General features: G+C 46.2%; 15 protein-coding genes. 1 reads left to right on the top strand and 14 read right to left on the bottom strand.

The genetic code is table 11. The features are described from left to right. Nucleotides 1–36 precede the first annotated feature (36 nt). The 14 genes from ACO0KZ_RS08060 to ACO0KZ_RS07995 form a co-directional block, all read right to left on the bottom strand. A complete protein-coding gene (locus ACO0KZ_RS08060) occupies nucleotides 37–684 on the bottom strand; it encodes a response regulator (protein WP_422994526.1) in 648 nt (215 codons plus the stop codon). A 29-nt stretch (nucleotides 685–713) separates the two neighbouring features. After that, nucleotides 714–2,654 (bottom strand): type IV pili methyl-accepting chemotaxis transducer N-terminal domain-containing protein, encoded by a 1,941-nt coding sequence (locus tag ACO0KZ_RS08055; RefSeq protein WP_422994524.1) that lies wholly within the window; start codon nucleotides 2,652–2,654, stop codon nucleotides 714–716. Nucleotides 2,655–2,687: 33 nt separating this feature from the next. Further along, nucleotides 2,688–3,407 (bottom strand): carbonic anhydrase, encoded by a 720-nt coding sequence (locus tag ACO0KZ_RS08050; protein WP_422994522.1) that lies wholly within the window; start codon nucleotides 3,405–3,407, stop codon nucleotides 2,688–2,690. A 22-nt stretch (nucleotides 3,408–3,429) separates the two neighbouring features. Then, entirely contained in the window at nucleotides 3,430–4,446 is a 1,017-nt protein-coding gene (gene moaA / locus ACO0KZ_RS08045; protein ID WP_422994520.1) for a GTP 3',8-cyclase MoaA, read from the bottom strand. Nucleotides 4,447–4,716: 270 nt separating this feature from the next. Then, nucleotides 4,717–8,847, bottom strand: a complete 4,131-nt coding sequence (locus tag ACO0KZ_RS08040; RefSeq protein WP_422994518.1) for a two-component regulator propeller domain-containing protein — start codon at nucleotides 8,845–8,847, stop codon at nucleotides 4,717–4,719. A 198-nt stretch (nucleotides 8,848–9,045) separates the two neighbouring features. Then, the gene (locus ACO0KZ_RS08035; protein ID WP_422994516.1) at nucleotides 9,046–9,297 is read right to left on the bottom strand and encodes a hypothetical protein; all 252 of its coding nucleotides are present in this window, start codon (nucleotides 9,295–9,297) and stop codon (nucleotides 9,046–9,048) included. 64 nt (nucleotides 9,298–9,361) lie between these two features. Next, a complete protein-coding gene (locus tag ACO0KZ_RS08030) occupies nucleotides 9,362–9,505 on the bottom strand; it encodes a hypothetical protein (protein WP_422994514.1) in 144 nt (47 codons plus the stop codon). A 28-nt stretch (nucleotides 9,506–9,533) separates the two neighbouring features. Next, nucleotides 9,534–10,277, bottom strand: coding sequence for a peptidylprolyl isomerase (locus ACO0KZ_RS08025; protein WP_422994512.1), 744 nt, complete (start codon nucleotides 10,275–10,277; stop codon nucleotides 9,534–9,536). 170 nt (nucleotides 10,278–10,447) lie between these two features. After that, nucleotides 10,448–11,131, bottom strand: a complete 684-nt coding sequence (gene narI, locus ACO0KZ_RS08020; protein ID WP_422994510.1) for a respiratory nitrate reductase subunit gamma — start codon at nucleotides 11,129–11,131, stop codon at nucleotides 10,448–10,450. 18 nt (nucleotides 11,132–11,149) lie between these two features. Beyond that, entirely contained in the window at nucleotides 11,150–11,836 is a 687-nt protein-coding gene (gene narJ / locus ACO0KZ_RS08015) for a nitrate reductase molybdenum cofactor assembly chaperone (RefSeq protein WP_422994508.1), read from the bottom strand. A gap of 211 nt (nucleotides 11,837–12,047) precedes the next feature. Further along, complete coding sequence (gene narH / locus ACO0KZ_RS08010; protein WP_422994506.1) at nucleotides 12,048–13,601, bottom strand: nitrate reductase subunit beta; 1,554 nt, start codon at nucleotides 13,599–13,601, stop codon at nucleotides 12,048–12,050. After that, nucleotides 13,598–17,335 carry a nitrate reductase subunit alpha gene (locus tag ACO0KZ_RS08005; RefSeq protein ID WP_422994504.1) on the bottom strand — a complete coding sequence of 1,246 codons (3,738 nt, stop codon included), beginning with the start codon at nucleotides 17,333–17,335 and terminating at the stop codon, nucleotides 13,598–13,600. Before ACO0KZ_RS08005 ends, narH begins: the two co-directional genes overlap by 4 nt. 630 nt (nucleotides 17,336–17,965) lie before the next feature. Beyond that, on the bottom strand, nucleotides 17,966–18,781 hold the full coding sequence (locus ACO0KZ_RS08000) for a restriction endonuclease (RefSeq protein ID WP_422994502.1): 816 nt from the start codon (nucleotides 18,779–18,781) through the stop codon (nucleotides 17,966–17,968). Nucleotides 18,782–18,830: 49 nt separating this feature from the next. After that, complete coding sequence (locus ACO0KZ_RS07995) at nucleotides 18,831–20,516, bottom strand: formate--tetrahydrofolate ligase (protein WP_422994500.1); 1,686 nt, start codon at nucleotides 20,514–20,516, stop codon at nucleotides 18,831–18,833. 254 nt (nucleotides 20,517–20,770) lie between these two features. On the opposite strand from ACO0KZ_RS07995, the gene ACO0KZ_RS07990 reads away from it, so the two are divergent. Continuing rightward, on the top strand, nucleotides 20,771–21,910 hold the full coding sequence (locus ACO0KZ_RS07990; RefSeq protein ID WP_422994498.1) for a tetratricopeptide repeat protein: 1,140 nt from the start codon (nucleotides 20,771–20,773) through the stop codon (nucleotides 21,908–21,910). Nucleotides 21,911–21,945 lie beyond the last annotated feature (35 nt).

Here is a 21,945-nt window from a genome sequence, read left to right as displayed (position 1 = left end):
CGAGAATGATGACTCAGTTCGCAGCGACTAGTCCACTTAAGACTTATCCATACCGTGTTCCACCGCGTACACCGCAATTTGCACACGACTTGTCAGATTCAATTTTTTCAGAATATTCTGTACGTGAATCTTAACGGTGCTCTCCGCCACATCAAGATTGCGGGCGATTTCTTTATTACTTTCACCCCGCGCCAAACAAACCATAGTTTCACGTTCACGAGGGGTGAGTTTTTCGCGTTCAGGAGCAGTATTTACATTATGACCCGCACGAAATTGCATGACCAATTTTGCGGTCATGGACTCTGCGATCACCGGTTCACCCGCTGCCGCTCGTTTGATAGATTGGGTTAGATAGTCGGCTTCTATGTTTTTCAACAAATAACCACGAGCACCGTTTTTTAATGCCGTAGTCAGATCTTCAGCTTCTTCCGACACGGTCAACATCAACACTGCAGTATCGGGCAAATCCTCAACGATCAATTGCATCGCTTCCAATCCCGACAAGCCTGCCATATTGAGATCCATAAGTACCACATCGGGTTTTAATTGTTTAGCGCGTTTCACGCCCTCCAAACCATCAGCAGCTTCGCCTACGATTTCAAACTCGGGATTGCGTTGCAATAGCAAACGAATGCCACTGCGAAACAAACTATGATCATCGACCAGCAAAATACGAATACTCATGTCTCTACTTTCTCTTTTTTAGGCTAGTTTTAAGCCACTAAGCGTTCTTGCCTTAGCAAATGCAAGGAAATCGTTGTGCCATGACCGTCGTTACTTTCAATCGAGAATTGAGCCGATAGTCGCTCAGCTCGTTCTTTCATAATTCTAAGTCCAACATGTCCTTCGCCTTTTTCCTCTACGGTACCCATATCAAAACCCAAACCATCATCGTGCACAGTCATCTCAAAATCACGCTCATTATCGATTCTGACCTGCACCTCACTTGCCTGTGCATGCTTACGCACATTCGATAAAGCTTCCTGCAAAATGAACAGTATCTGCAACTGTTGTTCCGGTGCTAAAGGCGCACCGTTACCCGCAAATTGAATCTCGCTATGCACACCAGTCTGGCGCTGAAATTTCGCGACGACATTGCGCATTTCTGACTCCAGATTACTGTCTTGCAAGCGAGTGCGAAAATTCAGTAAGAGTTCGCGTACATCTTCGTAACTCTCTTGCACACCAGCGCGTAACAAAGGCGCGATCTCGCGGATTTCTTCAACCTCGTTACGATGTAGAGAATCTTCTAGCATCTGCACTTGCAGATTTAAGAAGTTTAAGCCCTGCGCAATACTGTCATGCAAACCCTGCGCCAGCAAATTACGTTCCTGCGACACTGCAAACTCTTTTTCCTTTGCAATCAATCGTTGATTTTCTATCGCCGATCCTAAATTTTTTCCTAGAATTTCCAATAGGCGCCGTTCCTCGCTGCTTACCACACGCTCTTTTGAAAAATGTAACGAAAAACTGCCAATCACCAACTCGCGTGTCACAATTTGAAATACCGCCAAAGAGACATAGCCCTCTTCCTGACAGCGATAAGTTTTTTGTTGATCTAGTAAGCGAAAATCCCGAACCAAAATTATGCCCTGCTGAGTGGCACCACCACACAAGCAATCATCTTTCTTGATGCAATGCTCTTCCTCTATCATTTTTTCAGAAATTCCCTCATGCACGGTAATATGCATATTGTCATTCTTAGCATCGAGAATTCGCACCGTGCCGCCATCAGCTTGCATGCGCTGCATGATTCTATGCAAGAAGCCACGGCATAGTTCCTCTATCGCATGCGGCCCTGCCAAGAATCCGGCAATCTCATACAAGGTGCTCATCTCATGATTTTGCGCCTGCAATTTAGCGGTCTTTTCAGATACCCGCACTTCCAGTGTGCGGTGTACCGTTTGTACATGATCCGCCATCTGATTAAAGGCCTGCGCCAGTACACCAAATTCATCTTCTGTTTCTATCGGTAAGCGAACGCTCAGGTCATCTTTACTCATGCGTGCAATACCCGCCTGCATACGCGTGACGGGTCCAACTATCCATAAGTAGAGAAGATAAAGCAGCGCAATACTGGCGGCCAATGACATAAAAATCAAAGCGGTCTGACATAGTCGCAACCACGTGGTTTTTTCCGCCAGTTCGACTTCTACCAATATCACTAATTGATTAATGTTATGTACAAAAGTAGGCAATTCCTGTTCGTACTGACTTAGGGCAAGACGACGAGTTGCTGCATCGTTGGCACGTAAAGCGTTTTTCGCATTCGGTTGTATATTGCGTGACCACTCATCCTGCACTTTTTTCATTTGTTCACGAATCAGCTGGGTTTGTGGCAAAAACAAAGGACGCTTAGGATCACCGGCCTGCAACTCTGCCAGCGTGCGATTAAAATCGAGTAGCTCCTGTTCCACAATACCATTCGTCGGCGTCTGTTCCAAAATCATTGCCATGCGATAGGAGCGCATTCTCAAGCTACCCGCTTCATTGATCGCAGCGCCGCCGCCCTCTAACTGCCAAGATAGTAGCAAGGTGTAAGCAATCGCCATCAAGGTCAAGGCAAGCCCTATCACTGTCGTAACCAGGATACGGAAGGTCAAACGTTTCCCCATCGGTAGAAGGATAGGTGCTTGCATGTTGGGGGTCATCATTTCAGCTAGGCCTTAAGACGTAATCAGGTCGGGTCATAGGCTAGTCGCCAGTTCTTGAGATTCGGCTTTAGATGCTTCAAATGTTTCCGCATGAGGATGCGGAACCCCTAAAGGGCAGACCATAGGCAAGAAAGTATCGGTACGATCGGAGTAGGCTAAAAGCGCACCATTGGTCATATCAAAATACCAGCCGTGCAAAGCAATCTGACCGCGTGCCTCACGTTCGGCAACCCAGGGGAAACTGCGTAAATTATTCAAAGACAAAATAATCGCGCCTAGTTCACAAGCATGATTCTGAACCTCGACAGTGCAATTCGCTAATTGATTCAAAACTTGTTGTTTTACTGGTTCAACAATACGCATCCAACGACCAATAAAATCTATTTTCCTACTCGGCTGGTAGCCCTGCATTAAAGCACGAATACCACCACATTTTTCATGCCCCATCACGATGATGCGTTTGACATTTAAGGCTTCAACCGCAAATTGTATCGCTGCACTGACGCCTTGCTGATTACCTGATTCATTACACGGCGGTACTAAATTGGCCACATTGCGTATGACAAAAATATCGCCAGGATCACAGTCCAGCAATAAGGCAGGATCAACTCTCGAATCACAACAGCCGATTAGAAGCGTACTCGGATTTTGTCCGTTATTAAGCTTGTCGTACAGAGGTTTTTCGCCAGAAAAATATTTGCTTTGAAAACGTTGAAATCCTTCAATAAATTGGTGAATATTTCGCACTTCCATGTCTTTCTCCACATCATTTAATCTATCCGCCGGTTTGTGACATAAATCGAATTACTTTATGTCTTTGCGTCGTGAATTCGTGTTTTTCTGGTTTGAGTTCTATCGCTTGCCGAATCGCTTGCTCTAGTTCTTCATCGCTAATACCTGCTCTTAACAATGGACGTAATTCAAATTTCTCATCTTGCCCAAGGCACATATACAGCGTGCCATCGACGGCCAAACGCACGCGATTACAGGTAGAACAGAAATGTTGACTCAAAGGTGAAATAAATCCTATTGTTGCCAGTCCGTCACGACTGCGCCAATATCTGGCGGGACCACCGCCCAACTCTTCGGCAGCGGGGACTAAATCAAATTTTTGCACCAATTCTTCGCGAATCGGGCCGATATCACGATACTGGGTATTTTGTCCTGTACTACCCATAGGCATAGCCTCAATCAGGCGCAAAATAAAGCCTTCGTTAAAACAAAACTCCGCCATTCGTTGTACTTCATGATCGTTGACACCGGCCATCACCACCATGTTTAATTTAATAGGCTTAAATCCTGCCCGTTTTCCCGCTTGCAAACCAGCCATGATGCTGGAAAAACTATCGCGTCCGGTAATCGTTTTCATGCAGGCTTTATCTAAACTATCGAGACTCACATTGATGCGGCTAACGCCAGCACGGAAAAATGCTTCCGCATGTTTATGCAATTGCGTCGCATTTGTCGATAAAGAAATGTCTTGAATCTCAGGCAAAGCGGCCAAACGTTCCACCAGTTGTGGCAAATGTCTCCGAAGTAAAGGCTCGCCACCAGTCAAACGCACGCGACCTACGCCAAGACGCACAAAAGCTGCCACCACCCGCTCTATCTCATTAAAATTCAACCAGTTTTCGGGCTCTTCAAAATCAGTAAATCCCGCGGGCATGCAATAACTACATCGCAAATCACATTTATCCGTAACCGACACACGCAAGTAATTGAGTTGACGTCCAAAACGATCAATCAGCCTGGTGTCATGTTTGGTGAACAGTGATGGAATAGAATTTTTCATGAAGTCATTGTGGATGTTTTCCAGCACCGACACAATTCTCCCCCAAGCTAATGACAACTAGTTCTTTTGGGGGATAAAACTTGTTCCAGATCAAATTTGTGCGCCAATTTAATAGCAAAATTAGCTAGAAACACGCTTTGCTAACGCACAAATTAAAATTAGATAAAGGAAATTGAATGTCGTGTTGAGCCACCATCACCGCCCAACCGGGCTCAATTGACTTGGATGCATATTTGAAGTTACTTAATTTAGCGAACCGGGCCGATGATATTAGTTCGTCTGTTCGAGCGGCGCCACTCTAGGCAAAATAATAGTAAATTGCGCACCATGTCCAATCTCGCTATCAACCTTAATGCTGCCGCCTAATAGAGAGCTCACCATGTTGTAGCAGATGTGCAGACCCAAGCCACTACCGCCCTTGCCTAATCGCGTGGTAAAGAAAGGTTCAAAGATACGATCGATGTTCTCTTTTGCAATGCCCTGCCCATTGTCTTCCACCGTCAGAATCACCTTATCCACACCATAGGCCCGGCCCCCGATACGAATCAGACCATCTGCCTTTTCTTGCAAGCCATGCACCATCGCATTGATAATTAAATTGCTTAACACTTGCCCCAATGATCCCGGATAACTATCGAGCTCTAATCCTGCTTCCACTTCCATTTGCAAGGCATGACCGTCGCGCTTAATTCGGTTGGACAAAGTCAAAACCACCTCTTCGCAGAAATTCAGCAAATCAAAAGTCCGTCGTTGATCCGAAGTTTGATCTACTGCAATCTGTTTGAAGCTACTCACCAAATTAGCGGCGTTCGTCAAATTACGAATCATTAAGTCTGACGACGCGCTGGTATTCTCACAAAATTTTTCTAAATCCGAACGACGTAATTGGTTGGTCTGCACTTGCTTTAAAAATTGGCGATTCATATCCAACATGGTACTTGCCATCAATAAGCTATTCCCTATTGGTGTATTCAATTCATGTGCCACACCGGCGACCAAAGAACCAAGTGCGGCTAATTTTTCTTGCTCGACTAATTTTGACTGCGTCAATTGCAAACGACGATAGGCTTCTGCATTGTCATACGCGACCGCGGTATACGCCGCAAGTGTGCGCAAAATATTTAAATCGTCTAAACCAAACGCACGAGGCTTCATGCTTAACACGCCAATTAATCCCATGACACGACCAGACAAAGTCAGAGGAACATAAATACCCGAACGGGAGTTCTCGGTGCTGAGACCATTTTCTAAAAAAGTATCAGCTTGACCTACTTTTTCTGCGGTGATCGCATCGAGTTTCCGGCTGTCATGCATAATTTCATCAATGATCACTTCCTGACCTTTGAGTACGCATTGCGTTGCTGGCTGCTCCAGTGCATCTAAACTACGTGAGTAGGGCAAGATGCGAAGATTGCCTTGCAAGGTGTAATCAAAATTAATCTGGCGTTTTTCCCAGTCGACAAAACCAACGCCTATGGTCGACGCCGAGATCAAGGTACGGATGTTGTCATACAAAGTACCCAAGATTTCGTTGACATCTAACGAGGCGGTAATTCGCAGACCAATTTCACTCAGACGACCAATATCATTACGAGCACGCTCGGCGATTTCTCGCTGAATTTCCGCCAAACGTTTTTGCTCGAGTACCTCTTGTGTCTGGCGTTTAACCTGTTGCTCCAGATACAGTTGGCTTGCCCTGATTCCCTGTACCCGCCTCTGATAAAACAAGGCAAACAGCCCCAGAATCACCAAGGTCCAAAGACCATACCACCAAGGAGTTTTCCAATAGGGTGGTAATACGACGACTTCCAATAAAACCGTACTTTCGCTCCATATTCCATCAGAATTGGCAGCGCGCCCCAACAAGCGATAATTACCTGCGTCTAGATTGGTATACGTGGCGAAGCCCCGATCAGCATGTCCAACGATCCATTCTTTATCGTAACCTTCTAATTTCCATGCATAACGATTCTGAGTGCGGTTATAGAAATGTAGAGCGACTAATTCAAAGCTCACCATCGTCTGCTCATGATTCAAGCTTATCTTTCGTGCCGCACCCAAATTGCCCGTCACACCTACGCTTTTTAGATCGTAGGAATTTTTGCTTTCCGTAGTTTGTCGAGCACCATTATTCTTCTTAACATCAAATACGCCTTTGTTATTCCAACTCATCAAAGATTTATTGAACAATAAAATATCACTGACGATGACTCGCGGTGGAATCGAATTATCCCGAATATTTTCAGGGTGAAAATGTACCAGACCAACACCACCAAAAAGCAGTCCTCCATCTGAGGTGCGGGCCGCTGCACCAAAATTGAAAGCACCTTCAAATCGTCCAAATGAAAGAAAACTACGTGCAAGCTTTCGCTCTGGATCGACCCGTATCAATCCACGTTCGGTGCTTAACCAAATTTCACCGTTATCTGCATCTTGTATCGATTCAATCACGTCATCTGGCGAACCAGGTAATTTGGCCCAAGACACCAAATTCCAATCATCTGAGGTAGGCGCAACGCTTGTGCTTTTTTGATTTGGTTGCACTTCCAATAAACCTTGTAAAGTCGCAGCCCAAATTCGTCCATGCACGTCCTGCCGCAAACCAGTTACTCCCAATTTTTCCGGATTAGCAATTTCTTTCGAGGCTTTACCTATCATCTCGAAAGTAGCGTCGGCATCGCGCCAGATAAATAGGGCGCCTTTAGTACCCACCCATAAACGCTTTTCGGAATCGAACAAGAGACTATCAACCACATCGTCATTAAAACTACCCACACTATGTAGACCGCCACGGTAAGCAGTAATTTTCATATCGGTGCTGACTCGATACAGTCCAGCGCTGGTTCCGACCCAGACATTTCCTTTATCGTCTTTACTCAGTGCGTTAACCCGAGCACCGATGGGAAAGTTTGGATCTAATAAGACTGTCCGACTGCTTTGCTTCTTGGGATCAAATATCTCTAAACTTTCACCTCCGACCCACAACTGTTTCTTACTATCCAATAACAAGGCGCGTATATACTCAACACCCATTTGCTTTTTAGTAAATCGCTCCGTATCTCCAGAGGGCAGATGCAGTCGATTGAGCCCCCCACCCAAGGTGCCCAGCCACACATAATCGTTCTGATCGGGTATTACCGCCGATACCAGACGATTTGAGACGCTACGTGGATCACCTGGCACATTCAAATAGGTTTGAAAACCACGCCCATTCAAATCAATCAAATTAACGCCGAAGTCAGAGGTGCCTACCCACAATGCGCCAGTCGCATCGAGCATCAGTGAAGTTAGCGAATTACCGCTTAAACTGCTCTCAACTGCCGGCGTATTCACAAATCGCTCTAGTCTTTTTTGTTGTGAACGCCAGCGAAATAGCCCCTGCTCATCGTTCAGTGCCAACCACATCGATTTTTCCTGATCTTGCACGATCGCCGTTATCGTAGCCTTAGGAAGGTTCAATCCGATCGGCAAAGCAATTGGTTCAGCGACTTTATTCTCGACGCTCCACAAACTTAAACCGCCCGTCAAACCCACCCATAATTGTCCTGAAGGATCAAAGGCTAAGCTACGAACCAAATTATCCACAGGTCGCATTTTTTGGCTTGTACTGTCACTCACCGCTTGAAATTGCAGCAACAAACGGCCACTTTGACTGATATGCGCAACCCTATGTCCCTGCCCTATCCAAACCCCGCCAGCACCATCACTCAGCATGGCTCGAACCTCGCCGCTAAAGTAGGCAGCTTCGCTCATATCAGGCTGCCAACTACTATAACGCCCATTCTGCACGTCAAGTAACTTCAAACCGCCCGAGGTCGCCACCCACAATTGTTTCGGCCCAGCCTGTGCGATGCCATAGACCACTTTATCTTTTTCACTGATATCGCTTGCAACAGGAAAACGTTGAATAACATCCGTTTTCAGATCCAGTCGATCCAAGCCACGGCGTGTACCTATCCACAAATTTTGTTGTGAATCTTCAAATAAACTAAAAACGCGGTTATGGCTAATGCTGCCAGGATTATCTGGACTACTGGAAAACACCTGCATATGCCGACCATCATAGCGCACCAATCCATTCGCGGTCGCAATCCAAATATAGCCATCACGGGTCTGATAGATGTTCATAACCCCAGTACTTGGCAGGCCTTGATCCACACTAAAGTGATCAAAACGAAGACGATGCAAAGCGCCTGCTTGTGCAGCATCGAACAAGCCAGATAGAAGAAAAACCAAGAAAAATAAAGAAGGGACGCGGAGAGTCGGAAAATGGGTGAGGTACCCAAGAAGCGTTGAGGGCAACTTCAAAATTAATGCAATGAAAACATGCAAAACAATTACTCCCCCGAAGATGTACACCATGGGCGCAAAGCCTGACTCGATGCCAACTATAACAGACAAAAAGTATTCAATTAAGATACTTTACCCTGCTTCAAGGTTTTAGCTCAATTTGAATTTAATTTTTTTCAAATTTTACGACAAGGGAATGTCTACCGCGACTGGGATGGTGCTGTAGAAAACAAGACGAGCTTGCCCTCGATTCCTCGCGACAACAATAAAGACTCAGTGCCAACCTACGTCCATCAGCAGAACAGTATCTTATGCCGTGCAAGAGCAGGCGCCACCACCCATGCCTAACACAGGCATTAAATGAGGAATACTGCCACCGCGCATAGGGCAAAGAATATTATCCTCCTTCACATTGTGCTGTTGAATCAAGACATCCAAGGTATCAATGGTCGCTAAGGCAGATTCAACTTGTCCTTTTTCAATTTCGTCCATAGCCAAATCGCGCAATTGACGAATCTCTGCGTGCGCACTACGGATCACCACGGTAGGACCATTGATCATGCCTGTGGCTTTTTAAAAAAGCGGAGAACAGGCGTTCTTCTTCCAAACGGATATGGTGTTCCAATTACTCGTCGAATAAACGAAAATTTCTGCCCGCTAATACCAGATCTGCTTTACGTAAAGCGGCTTCGACGCGATTTAATTGATCGTCGCACTCTTGGTATTGTTTCACCATACTCATCATAGCTTGCAACATGACTTGCAACATGACTTGCTCACTTTCTCTTTTAAATTTATCACTGCACCAAAGGCGTATCAGCACCTTCGAGTTCAATACCGCTGATCTTGGCTTGCCCGACCATCAGTTGCAGATACTGACGCAACGCGTGATCGTGGCTGGCTCTTTGCATAGCGTCGGCGATCTTGCTTTCTACTTGTTCGAATGGTAGTAATTTTCCCACCAGTTTTCGACCTAATTGCAGAATATGCAGGCCGAATCGCGTCTCCACTAGACGTGGCACTATTTTGTGTTCTTCCGCTGAAAAAATGACTTTTTCAAATTCAGGAACCGTGTCGCCGCGCGTCAGTTGGCCAAGGCTACCGCCAACATCACTCGATGGGCAATTCGAATTCGCTTTTGCCATCGCAGCAAAATTCGCTGGATTGTCCAACAAATCTTGCAACACGATTTCTGCATGCTTACGTAGATTATCTAAATCTAAAGCAGCGGTAACTTGAAACAAAATATGACTAGCTTCGACTAATTCACCGACCGTAAAACGCTGCGGATGAGCTTGATAGTGACGCAAGCATTCTTCAGCGCTAGGCTTAGGCACCACTACTTCACGTACCAGCAAGGCTTCAATTTTGTCTTCATCTTCACCTGACAAACCCAATTCATTGGCCTTATCCAGCAAAACGCGACGCAAGACTAAAGCGGTCATCGCACTTTTCATCGCATCAGCAGCACCTTGATGCTCTGGCAGTTCTTTTTCCATCTCAGAATCGCTGAGTTCGTAACCATTGACTATGACGGGCATGATGGCCTCCCCAAAATTTGTCGTTTGAATCTATGCTCACTATTTCAAAATCTGTCAGCAACTAGCAACCGCATGCCTGCACCTAGTAGTCGTCGCTCCTGCGAAGGCAGGAGCCCAGCGTCGTTCGTTGATCAAGCAACGCCACTGGATTCTTGCTATCGCAATGGAAATCAGCGCGGACGTACTAACTGCCAAGCACGGCTTAAATAAGCAACCGATGCAAAGCCGCTCCACACGTGTACCAGACGAGTGAATGGGAAGATCACGAACAAACTCAAGCCCATAAACAAGTGCGCCTTGAACAAAAACGGTGCGCCAACAATGAAACTGGCGGCATCGCCTTTAAAGGTCACGATGTGCTGCGCCCATGTCATCAACAACACCATCATGTGGCCGTCTCTGTGGTTCAAAGATTCAAAGATCGTAGATAGGCCCAAACCCAAGGTGATGAAAATCCATAACAACAAGAGTTTATCTCCCGCTTTTGTCACTGCTGAGATACGAGCATCAGTGAAGCGCCTATGCATCAAAATCAGCAAACCGACCATACACAAAGACCCAAACACGCCACCCATGACAATCGCAATCATTTGTTTAAAACCATGTGAAATGCCTAAGCTATCCCATACGATTACTGGTGTCAGCAATCCAACCATGTGACCGAAGAACAAACCGAGGACACCAATGTGAAACAAAATATTGCCGACCCGCAGATTGCCAGCATGCAGCATCTGCGAAGAATCACTCTTCCACGTATATTGTTCGCGCTCAAAACGTGCCAAGCTGCCGAACAGGAAAATCGCCAATGCGATGTAGGGATAGATCCCGTAAATAAATTGATGTAAGTAGTCCATCACTGACTCCCAAAAGGTTTAATTTGCAGCTGCTTGATTTGCAGCATTGGGTTGACGTGGATAAAAATTGACCGTCTGCGCACCGCCAGATGCCCCGCCAGATGAACAAGACAAACCTGGCTTCAACAAAGGCTCAACACCATCTGCGCCTGGGCCAAAGGTTTCCATCGCATCATCCATGTCGCGTACTGGTGGTTCACCTTGCTCTTGCGGTACCACATCGGTGAACGAAGTCAACAATAGGAAGGCATTGGCATACGGACTGTCTTTGCGTTGCAAACGGATACCAATCGCAGCCAATACATGGATCGCTTCGCCCAACAACTTCTCTGCGGTTTCAGCATCGACCAAGCTTAAAAATTCTAAGAACAGCGGCACATAATCTGGCAATTCGCTGGCTTCTGGCTCAAAACCATAACGGCGATATTCGGAAATCAAATCCACCATCGCCTGACCACGATCACGGCTTTCACCATGGATGTGTTCGAACAAATGCAGAGCTACCGAAGGGGTGCGATCAAACGTGCCCACATAATTTTCTTGCACGCTGATTAGACTGTTGTTTTGCAAATAGTTGAGTAAGGGCTGTACTGCTTCTAAAACCTCTGGATCGGCAGCTAATTCAGTATGAATCTCTGGCAAAGCAGCAATCAAATCTGGCTGCGGGTAACTCAGTAGTGCGGATAAAATGCGATAAATTTGCATACGATTTCCTTTATTCTTTGTGGCGTTTATGGCGTCGTTTTATGCTTTAATATTCCCTCTCCCGCAAGCGGGAGAGGGTTAGGGTGAGGGGCGTTGAGTAATCCGAAATGCTTGGTGGGAGGCTTAAAGTATCCCGACAAAACACATCACGCTCGCTTTACATCCCTCATCCCCGACCCTTCTCCCGCTTGCGGGAGAAGAGAGCTAAAAACTACTCGGTCGTCGACAACTTCTTCCTCGACTTCGGCATATCCACAAAAATCACACTACCCTGCGGCTTCTTACCAAACAGCGCACCATCAGAAGTACCGCCCGAGCATCCATTGCCAAACGTAAATCCACAACTTCCTTTTTCGTTGAAGCTGTCTTCCACCATCTCTTTATGCGAAGAAGGAATCACAAAACGGTCTTCGTAGTTGGCAATTGCCATGGTTTGATACATGTCTTCGACTTGTGCCGCCGTCAAATCAACTTGTTTCAACACTTCATGATCGAGCTCGCCATGCACGACTTCGGAACGCTTGTAAGCACGCATCGCTAACATACGCTCTAAGGCTTTCAAGACTGGTTCTTCTTTACCGGCCGTCAAAAGATTGGCCAAGTAACGCACCGGGATCCGCAAAGACTTCACATCAGGAATAATACCGTTCATGCCCATGTGGCCTGCTTCTGCCGCTTTTTGAATTGGTGACAACGGTGGTACATACCAAACCATAGGCAGCGTGCGATATTCTGGATGCAACGGGAAAGCAATCTTCCACTCCATCGCCATTTTATACACTGGCGATTTTTGCGCAGAAGTAATCCAGCTCTCTGGAATGCCATGCTTACGCGCTTCGGCTATCACTTCTGGATCGTGCGGATCTAAGAAGCAATCTAACTGCGCCTGATACAAATCTTGTTCATTCGGTGTCGATGCCGCTGCCTCGATTTTATCTGCGTCATATAACAAGACACCGAGGTAACGGATACGGCCTACGCAAGTTTCTGAACACACCGTTGGTTGACCAGCTTCAATACGTGGATAGCAGAATGTGCATTTCTCTGCTTTACCTGAACTCCAGTTGTAATAAATCTTTTTGTAAGGGCAACCGGAGATACACATACGCCAGCCGCGGCACTTGTCTTGGTCGACCAAAACAATACCGTCATCTTCTCGTTTGTAAATCGAGCCAGATGGGCAAGACGCCACGCAAGCCGGATTCAAGCAGTGTTCGCACAAACGTGGCAAGTACATCATGAAAGTCGATTCGAAAGTGCTGTACATTTCTTTCTGCACGCCTTCGAACAAAGCATCACGACTACGTGAGCTAAACTCACCACCTAAGTCATCTTCCCAGTTCGGACCCCAAACGATCTTATCCATTTTCTTGCCAGTGATGACAGAGATAGGACGTGCGGTCGGTGGTGTCTGTGACAAGGGCGCATTTTGCAGGCGCTCATAATCAAAGGTGAATGGCTCGTAGTAATCGTCGATCGATGGCAAATTCGGATTGGCAAAAATATTCGCCAAGATGCGCAATTTACCGCCTTGTTTTGGCTCTAATTTACCTGCCTCGTTGCGATTCCAGCCGCCCTTCCACTTGGCTTGATTTTCCCATTCTTTCGGATAACCGATACCCGGCTTAGTTTCGACGTTGTTGAACCAGGCATATTCAACGCCATCACGACTGGTCCAGACGTTTTTACAGGTCACGGAACAGGTGTGGCAACCGATACATTTATCCAGGTTCAACACCATGCCTACTTGTGCGCGAATTTTCATGACGCTGCTCCTTCTTCTGCCTCTTCCAGCTTGCCTTCCAACCAATCCACTTTTTTCATCTTACGCAAGACGATAAATTCATCGCGGTTACTACCAACTGTGCCGTAGTAATTAAAGCCGTACGCCAACTGCGCATAACCACCAATCATGTGGGTAGGTTTTAATACCGCACGGGTCACCGAATTATGAATACCGCCGCGTTTACCAGACAATTCCGCACCCGGTGTATTGATAATTTTTTCCTGTGCGTGATACATCAGACACATGCCTTTTGGCACACGCTGGCTAACCACCACACGCGCTGTCAAAGTACCGTTGCTGTTGAATACTTCGACCCAATCGTTATCCACCAAGCCAGCTTCTTTCGCTTCGATCTCCGATACCCACACATGTGGACCGCCACGTGAGAGCGTCAACATACGCAAGTTGTCAGAATAGGTTGAGTGAATCCCCCACTTCTGATGCGGTGTGATGAAGTTGAGCACGATCTCTTTCTCACCGTTCGGATGCTTGTTCAGCATCGGTGCCACCGTCTTGGTATCAATTGCTGGTTTGTACACGCACAAACCTTCACCGAAATCGAGCATCCAGCGGTGATCCTGGTAGAACTGTTGACGACCAGTGAGTGTGCGCCATGGGATCAGTTCATGTACATTGGTGTAACCGGCGTTGTAGCTAACTTCTTCTGATTCCAAACCAGACCACGTTGGTGCAGAAATAATCTTGCGTGGCTGTGCCTGTACATCACGGAAGCGGATCTTGTCATGCTCACGACCAACTGCCAGATGGGTGTGATCGCGGCCAGTAATCTTACCTAAGGTTTCCCACGCTTTGACCGACACATGACCATTGGTTTCTGGTGCAAACGTCAAAATCATTTCGCAAGCATCAATCGCAGTTTCCAAACGTGGACGGCCTTTCGATACGCCCTCTTCTGTCACTACTTTGGTGATACCACCGATTTCATGGACTTCATGTTCGGTGTTCCAGTTAATCCCTTTACCGCCATTGCCGAGCTTATCTAACAAAGGCCCAATCGATGTGAATTTTTTGTAGATCTCTTTGTAGTTACGTTCTACCACCACAAAGTTTGGCGCAGTCTTACCCGGGATCAAATCGCACTCACCTTTTTTCCAATCTTTAGGCTCAAACGCCTGACCGAGTTCGCCCGGTGTATCGTGCATCAAAGGTTGCAAGACGATGTCTTTGCGTGTACCGAGATACTCACCACCGATTTCGGTGAATTTCTTGGCGATGCCTTTATAGATTTCCCAGTCGGTTTTGCTTTCCCACAAAGGCTGCACAGCTTCACTCAATGGATGAATGAAAGGATGCATATCCGAGGTATTCAAATCATCTTTTTCATACCAAGTCGCTGTTGGCAAGACGATGTCGCCGTACAAGCAAGTCGTACTCATACGGAAATCAAGCACCGTCAATAAATCTAATTTACCTTCAGCAGCTTCTTCACGGAATTTCACTTCCGATGGTTTCACCGCTTCATCAGGATCATCGAACAAGGCATTTTGTGTACCGAGTAAGTACTTCAAGAAATACTCATGACCTTTACCTGAACTACCAAGAATGTTGGAGCGCCATACAAACATATTGCGTGGGAAATTCTTAGGATTATCTGGATCATCACAGCTCATATTGACTGCACCAGATTTCAAGCTTTGCTTCAAGTACTCTGCTGGTTCTAAACCCGCTGCTGCAGCTGCATCGCAAACATCAAGCGGATTAGTTTCTAATTGCGGTGCTGATGGCAACCAGCCCATGCGTTCCGACTTGGCATTCATATCGATCATACTCATATGACTGACTTTAGATTTATCCGCAGTTGGCGCAAGGATTTCATCGATATGCAATTTCTCATGCCGCCACTGGCTGGTGTGCGCATAGAAGAAACTGGTGCCGTTCATTTGACGTGGAGGACGTGTCCAATCAGACGCGAAGGCAAGTGGAGCCCATCCAAATTGTGGACGCAGCTTTTCTTGGCCGACATAATGCGCCCAACCACCACCCGATTGACCAACGCAACCGCACATCATGAGCATATTGATAATGCCGCGATAAATCATATCGTTGTGGTACCAATGATTCAATGCCGCACCGACGATGACCATGCTCTTACCATGGGTGTCGTGCGCATTTTGGGCGAATTCACGTGCGACTTGAATCACCAAATCACGCTTAACACTCGTATGTTTTTCTTGCCATGCTGGTGTGTAAGGAATGTCGTCGTCATACGATGTAGCAACCGCACCGCCCAAGCCTTGATCCACACCATAGTTCGCCATCGAGAGGTCATACACGGTAGCGACCAAAATCTCAGAGCCATCTGCCAATTGCACTCTGCGTGCTGGCACATTGCGCATCACCATATCGTTGGCATCTGCACCACCGAAGTAGTTAAAGCCTACGCTCACTACTTGATCATGCTTAGCCACCAGACTCAATTGCGGATCAATCTCGCGACCTGAGCCACCGTCTTTTGGTTCCAGATTCCAACGACCGACTTTCTCACCATCGTTGACTTTGCCTTCGCCCCAGCGATAGCCGATAGAGCCATTCGGTGCGACGATCTCGTCTGTTGTCGCATCAATCGCCAGTGTCTTCCAATCGCCATTATTGGCTTCATCTAAACCGCCAGGCAATTGCGATGCGCGCAGCATTTGATCTGGCACAAAGCAGCCATTGCGCTCGACCAAGCGCACCAACATAGGCATGTCGGTATATTGTTTCACATAGCTGCGGAAGTAATCAGATTTACCTTCGAGATGGAATTCTTTCAGAATCACATGGCCCATCGCCATCGCCAAAGCCGCATCCGTACCTTGCTTAGGCGCCATCCAGATATCACCAAACTTCACCATCTCACCGAAGTCAGAAGACACAGCCACCGTCTTAGTGCCTTTGTAGCGCACCTCGGTGTAAAAGTGGGCATCTGGTGTACGTGTTTGCGGTACGTTAGAACCCCACACCATTAAGTAAGTGGAGTTATACCAATCAGCGGATTCCGGTACATCGGTTTGTTCACCCCAGATTTGCGGACTCGCTGGCGGCAAATCGCAGTACCAATCGTAGAAAGACAAACATGCACCGCCGATCAAAGACAAGTAGCGCGCACCAGCTGCGTAAGACACCATCGACATCGCAGGAATCGGCGAGAAACCAATCACGCGGTCTGGGCCGAATTTCTTCACAGTAAAGGCATTTGCAGCGGCGATGATCTCTTGTGCTGTATCCCAATCGGCACGTACAAAGCCGCCCAGGCCACGCACGGATTTATAACGTTTAGCTTTGACGGGATCTTGGCTAATGGATTCCCAAGCCTGAATCGGCCCCATGGTCTTACGCGCCTCTTGCCACATCTCCATCAGACGACCGCGGATCATCGGGTATTTCACACGCTGTGCAGAATACACATACCAGCTATATGAAGCACCACGCGGACAACCACGTGGCTCATGATTCGGCAAATCCGGACGAGTACGTGGATAATCTGTTTGCTGGGTTTCCCAAGTAATCAAACCGTTCTTGACGTACACCTTCCACGAACAAGAACCTGTGCAGTTCACACCATGGGTAGAACGCACGATTTTGTCATGCTGCCAGCGGCTGCGATACGCATTCTCCCACTGTCTATCCTCATCCACCACCGCACCATGTCCGTCAGAATAGGTGGATTTCACCTTAGACATGAACTTCAATCTATCCAGAAAATGACTCATCTCAAGCTCCTTGTTGTTAGATTCCATTTCTAAATCATTCGTGTCTAGGCGCCGAGGCGAAGACAGTGCTCCAGCACGACGAGCCGAAAGCAACAACGACACGGATGATTTAGAGGTGGAATGAACCTGATGTTCACGCCACTTTGGTATGATCAAAGTTTAGAGAGTTGAGAGAGAGTCGCCCATTCTTCAGAGCGGAGCCTGAAGCTAAGCATTGGCACTAGGGTGGGATAGTTCTTTGGAACTAGGTGGAGGGAATTTTAGTGCTGGATTTTGACTTAACTCAAAATTGGACGAGACATGATGCGCTGGAACTCGGAATCTGCGGAGCTCATCGCTCGAATTTGTCACTGTCGGGAAATTAGTCTTTTTCGCAATATGAATGGGATGATAAAAATGAAGATCAACAAGAATACACAACATGCATACGACAACGCTTTTATAAGAGCGCCGAAGCTGCTTTAGTATTCTCGAATAAATATATGTTTAAACAATAACTAAAACCCCAACGCTCAATTCGTCGATAGGGATCTCAAACTCGGGAATCCCTACTACTTCAACATTTGCGTCCATTATTTGACCAAAATCGATCCTTAAATCTCTAAGAATCCCATTTCGCAGTATGGGTAATTAGGAAACATCAACAGTACCAGATGCGCTATTTTTCGCTTTCGTTATTTCTACACCTATCCCTTGAACCTTCTCGCAAAAAACACTTCTTTCTTCTAACTCAATTCCAGGCTCTCCATATGCCAGTACTGACGCCATATGATAATCAACACTCTTTAAAGTTACGTTTGCTGAAAAATTTACAGCATCAACCTGATATTTATCAATCAACAAAGGGGAATTTCTCAAAAATCTAGCCTTGCAGGGACAAGTAAAATCTATCTTGAGTTTATCATCTAAAGAATTAACAAACTGCTGGAAGAGCTCGACTAAACTCGACGCATTATTGCGAACATACCTTTCAGCACTTAAAAGCTTTTTTTCTAAATCATTAGAAGTGAGCATCTCAAATTGCAAAGAAATGTCATGAAACTCCAAATACGTTACATACACTCGAGAACCCAATCCCCAAGCACTTATTTCAAAATCAGAAAGTGAGTTTAAGTCTCGTAAAATAACGCCGTAAGCTTTTGCTTTCGCGATCGCACCTGCGGTGAAACCTGAATTCGAAACTCCAATAATCGTATCGGCACCTAAACTCATCCGACGACCAATTAATTCCTCAATCCACTTTACATCCTGAATCTTTTTATGAATTCTGCATTCAATTATCGTGAGCAAGTTATCCTGACGAATCGAAATATCAATTTGACGTAATCGACTAGCATTATCAGGGTCTGGAATTTTATCGTTCCATGTGATGACGCTACCTTCACGTTCCAAAAGTTTATGGAATCGTGCGATGGTTTCTTCGAAGTTATCAGATGTTTTTGTCAAGCTCTATCAAACCTATAAAAAAGTCAAATCAATACAGACTAGTACGAGATTATGATAAACCACTAATCACACCATTATCATCAATATCAATATGCAACGCAGCAGGCACAGCAGGCAAGCCCGGCAAGCGCATAATCGCGCCAGTAATCGGCACTAGGAATCCCGCCCCTGCAGCGATCTCAAATTCACGCACTGTAAGTTCAAAGCCGCTTGGCCTGCCAATCAAAGCCTCGTTATCCGAAAAAGACTTTTGCGTCTTGGCGATGCAAATTGGCAGATGCCCTAAGCCCAAACCTTCTATATGTTTGATGTCAGCCAAGGCTTTGGCTTGGAATACCACTGAGCCAGCACCGTAGATTTTCTTCGCAACTGTCTCCACCTTGGTTTTGATGTCGCTGTTCCAATCGTAAATAGGCGTGTAGCGGCCATGGAAATTCTCCACAGTGTCGACCACGGCACGAGCCAGTTGCGTTGTACCTTCACCGCCTAGAGCCCAACCTTCAGACAGGGCGACTTTTGCGCCTTGTGCTTCGCAGGCATGTCGTAAGAATGCCAGCTCTTCATCACTATCGCTGTTAAAACGATTGATCGATACGACCGCTGGCAAACCAAATTGCGCGATGTTTTCCAAATGCTTTTGCAGATTTGCAAAACCGGTTTTTAAGGCATCAACATTGGGCGTGGTTAAGGTTTTTAGATCTTGTCCACCATGATATTTCAGTGCACGTACCGTCGCTACGATCACTACCGCGGAAGGACTCAAACCCGAATAGCCGCATTTAATATCGAGGAATTTTTCGGCCCCCAAATCCGCACCGAAACCTGCCTCAGTAACCACGTAATCGGACAAGGACAAACCGAGCTTGGTCGCTAATACTGAGTTAGTACCTTGGGCGATATTCGCGAACGGACCGCCGTGGATAATGGCTGGATTACCTTCCAAAGTCTGCACCAGATTCGGCTTGATTGCATCTTTCAGCAAAGCCGCCATCGCGCCTTGTGCTTTGAGATCGCGGCAATAGATCGCTTTATTGTCGTACGTGTCGCCGACATAGATATTGCCGAGCTTAGTTTTCAAATCTTGAAAGGATTCTGCGAGACAGAGAATCGCCATAATCTCAGAAGCCGCCGTGATGTTGAAACCCGCTTCGCGTGGATTCCCGCCGGGACGACCACCAAGGCCAGTGATAATACTGCGTAGCGAGCGATCATTCATATCCATCACGCGCTTCCATTTCACTGTGCGTGGGTCGATGCTCAGGCTCTCTTTTTGGAAGTAAATATTATTGTCGATCAAGGCTGCTAATAGATTATTCGCCTTTTCGATGGCGGAAAAGTCGCCAGTGAAATGCAGATTGATATCTTCCATCGGTACCACTTGCGAATAGCCGCCGCCTGCTGCGCCGCCTTTGATGCCAAAGACTGGGCCTAGCGATGGCTCACGCAACACAACCGTCGTCTTTTTGCCGATGCGATTCAGACCTTCGGTTAATCCTATCGATGTGGTGGTTTTACCTTCCCCAGGCGGCGTTGGCGTAATTGCTGTCACCAGAATTAATTTATTCTTTTTGATTTTTTCTGGATCGATTAAATGCAGCGGGAGTTTAGCTTTGTACTTCCCATAGTGTTCAAGATCATCGATATCGACGCCTAATACTTTGGCGATCTCATTGATGTGTTTAAGTTTTGCGCTTTGTGCGATTTCGAGATCGCTTTTGACTTCTTGATTTGCCATATTTATTTCTCTCATGGATAAATGAAGAAAAATTCTTAAAATTTCTAGTACTTACCAGAAATTTTAAGGCTCTTCTTAAACAATCGGTATCTTTTGGATGTGGACAATATACAGAGAATACTCAGAAAATATTCAGAAAACTCGAATCATGCAGAAAAAATTTCTGTTCAAACCCGTGTTTAGATCGATAAAATCAGCGTAAAGTTCACAAGAAAAACCATTATCAAAACATGTTATAGAACGATGGAGGCCGTATGCGCTACTTAATTCTCCTGATCACCTTTATCTTGCTGAACGCATGTAGCACACAAAAAGCCACCATTGCGGTAAGAGACATCCCCTGGAACGATCAATTTTTCAAGGACGAAAAAGCGGTACACATTGTAAGTAGAGATGAGATATTTGAACTCGAGAAAGAGTTTAAGCAAACGCTCCTGAAGCCACAAATACAAAATCTCTCGACCCATGAACGTATCAAATATTTTTTAGATTTGGTTTATACAAAAGACACATCCCCTTTTGTATATAACATCAACGAAACAACCACTGCCAGCAAAACATGGGCAGACAAGCGCGGCAATTGCATCTCACTGACCATCTTGGCTTACTCGATTGGACGAACTTTGAATTTGCCGATTGTGATGCAGGATGTGGATATACCAGTTCAATTCGATCGACGTGGCAATCTTGAATATCTTAATGCACATGTCAATGCAGTCATCCTACATAAAGACTTTTGGTTTGATCGGGAGAGCGATAATCGCGGCTATCTAATCATAGATTTTGAGCCGCAAACCATGATTTTGAGTAAGGGCCGTGTATTAAGCGAAAACCAAATCGTATCGCGTTTTTATAATAATCTTGGCGCAGAATATTTCGCAAAGAAAGATCAAAAGAAAGCCTACGCCTACTACCAAGCTGCTATCTTAGCTTCGCCGGACAACGCGCCAGCGTACAGCAATCTCGCTCAACTTTATCTATCCACCGGAGACCAAGGCCGAGCCGAAACCGTGTTACGGCAGGCACTGACATTGAACGATGATGATGCCATTGGAATGCGCAGCCTACAAAACCTGCTACTGTCACAACATCGTTACGTAGAGGCAGAAACATTTAAGAAAGCGATTCAAACGAACAACGAAAAAAACCCACACTATTGGATAGGCTTGGGTATGTACGCGATGAGTCAGCAAGACTATCGCAAGGCCATTACGAGCTTAGAAAGAGCTCAGAGCCTCGCTAGCGGTTTTGGCGAAATTCATCAGAACCTAGCTGAAGCCTATCTAAAAACTGGTAACCCTGAGCGTGCGAAAGAAGAGATTCGAAAGTTTGTCACTTTATTGCCAGATCATCCGAAGTCTGCGCTGTTCCGTACAAAATTTGCGGTTCGATAAAAAGAAAAAACCTCGTCAAATTATTTGATTTAACG

This window comes from Undibacterium sp. Di24W (assembly GCF_049340325.1).
Taxonomy (GTDB): domain Bacteria; phylum Pseudomonadota; class Gammaproteobacteria; order Burkholderiales; family Burkholderiaceae_D; genus Undibacterium.
This window is presented reverse-complemented; position numbering and strand designations above follow the sequence as displayed.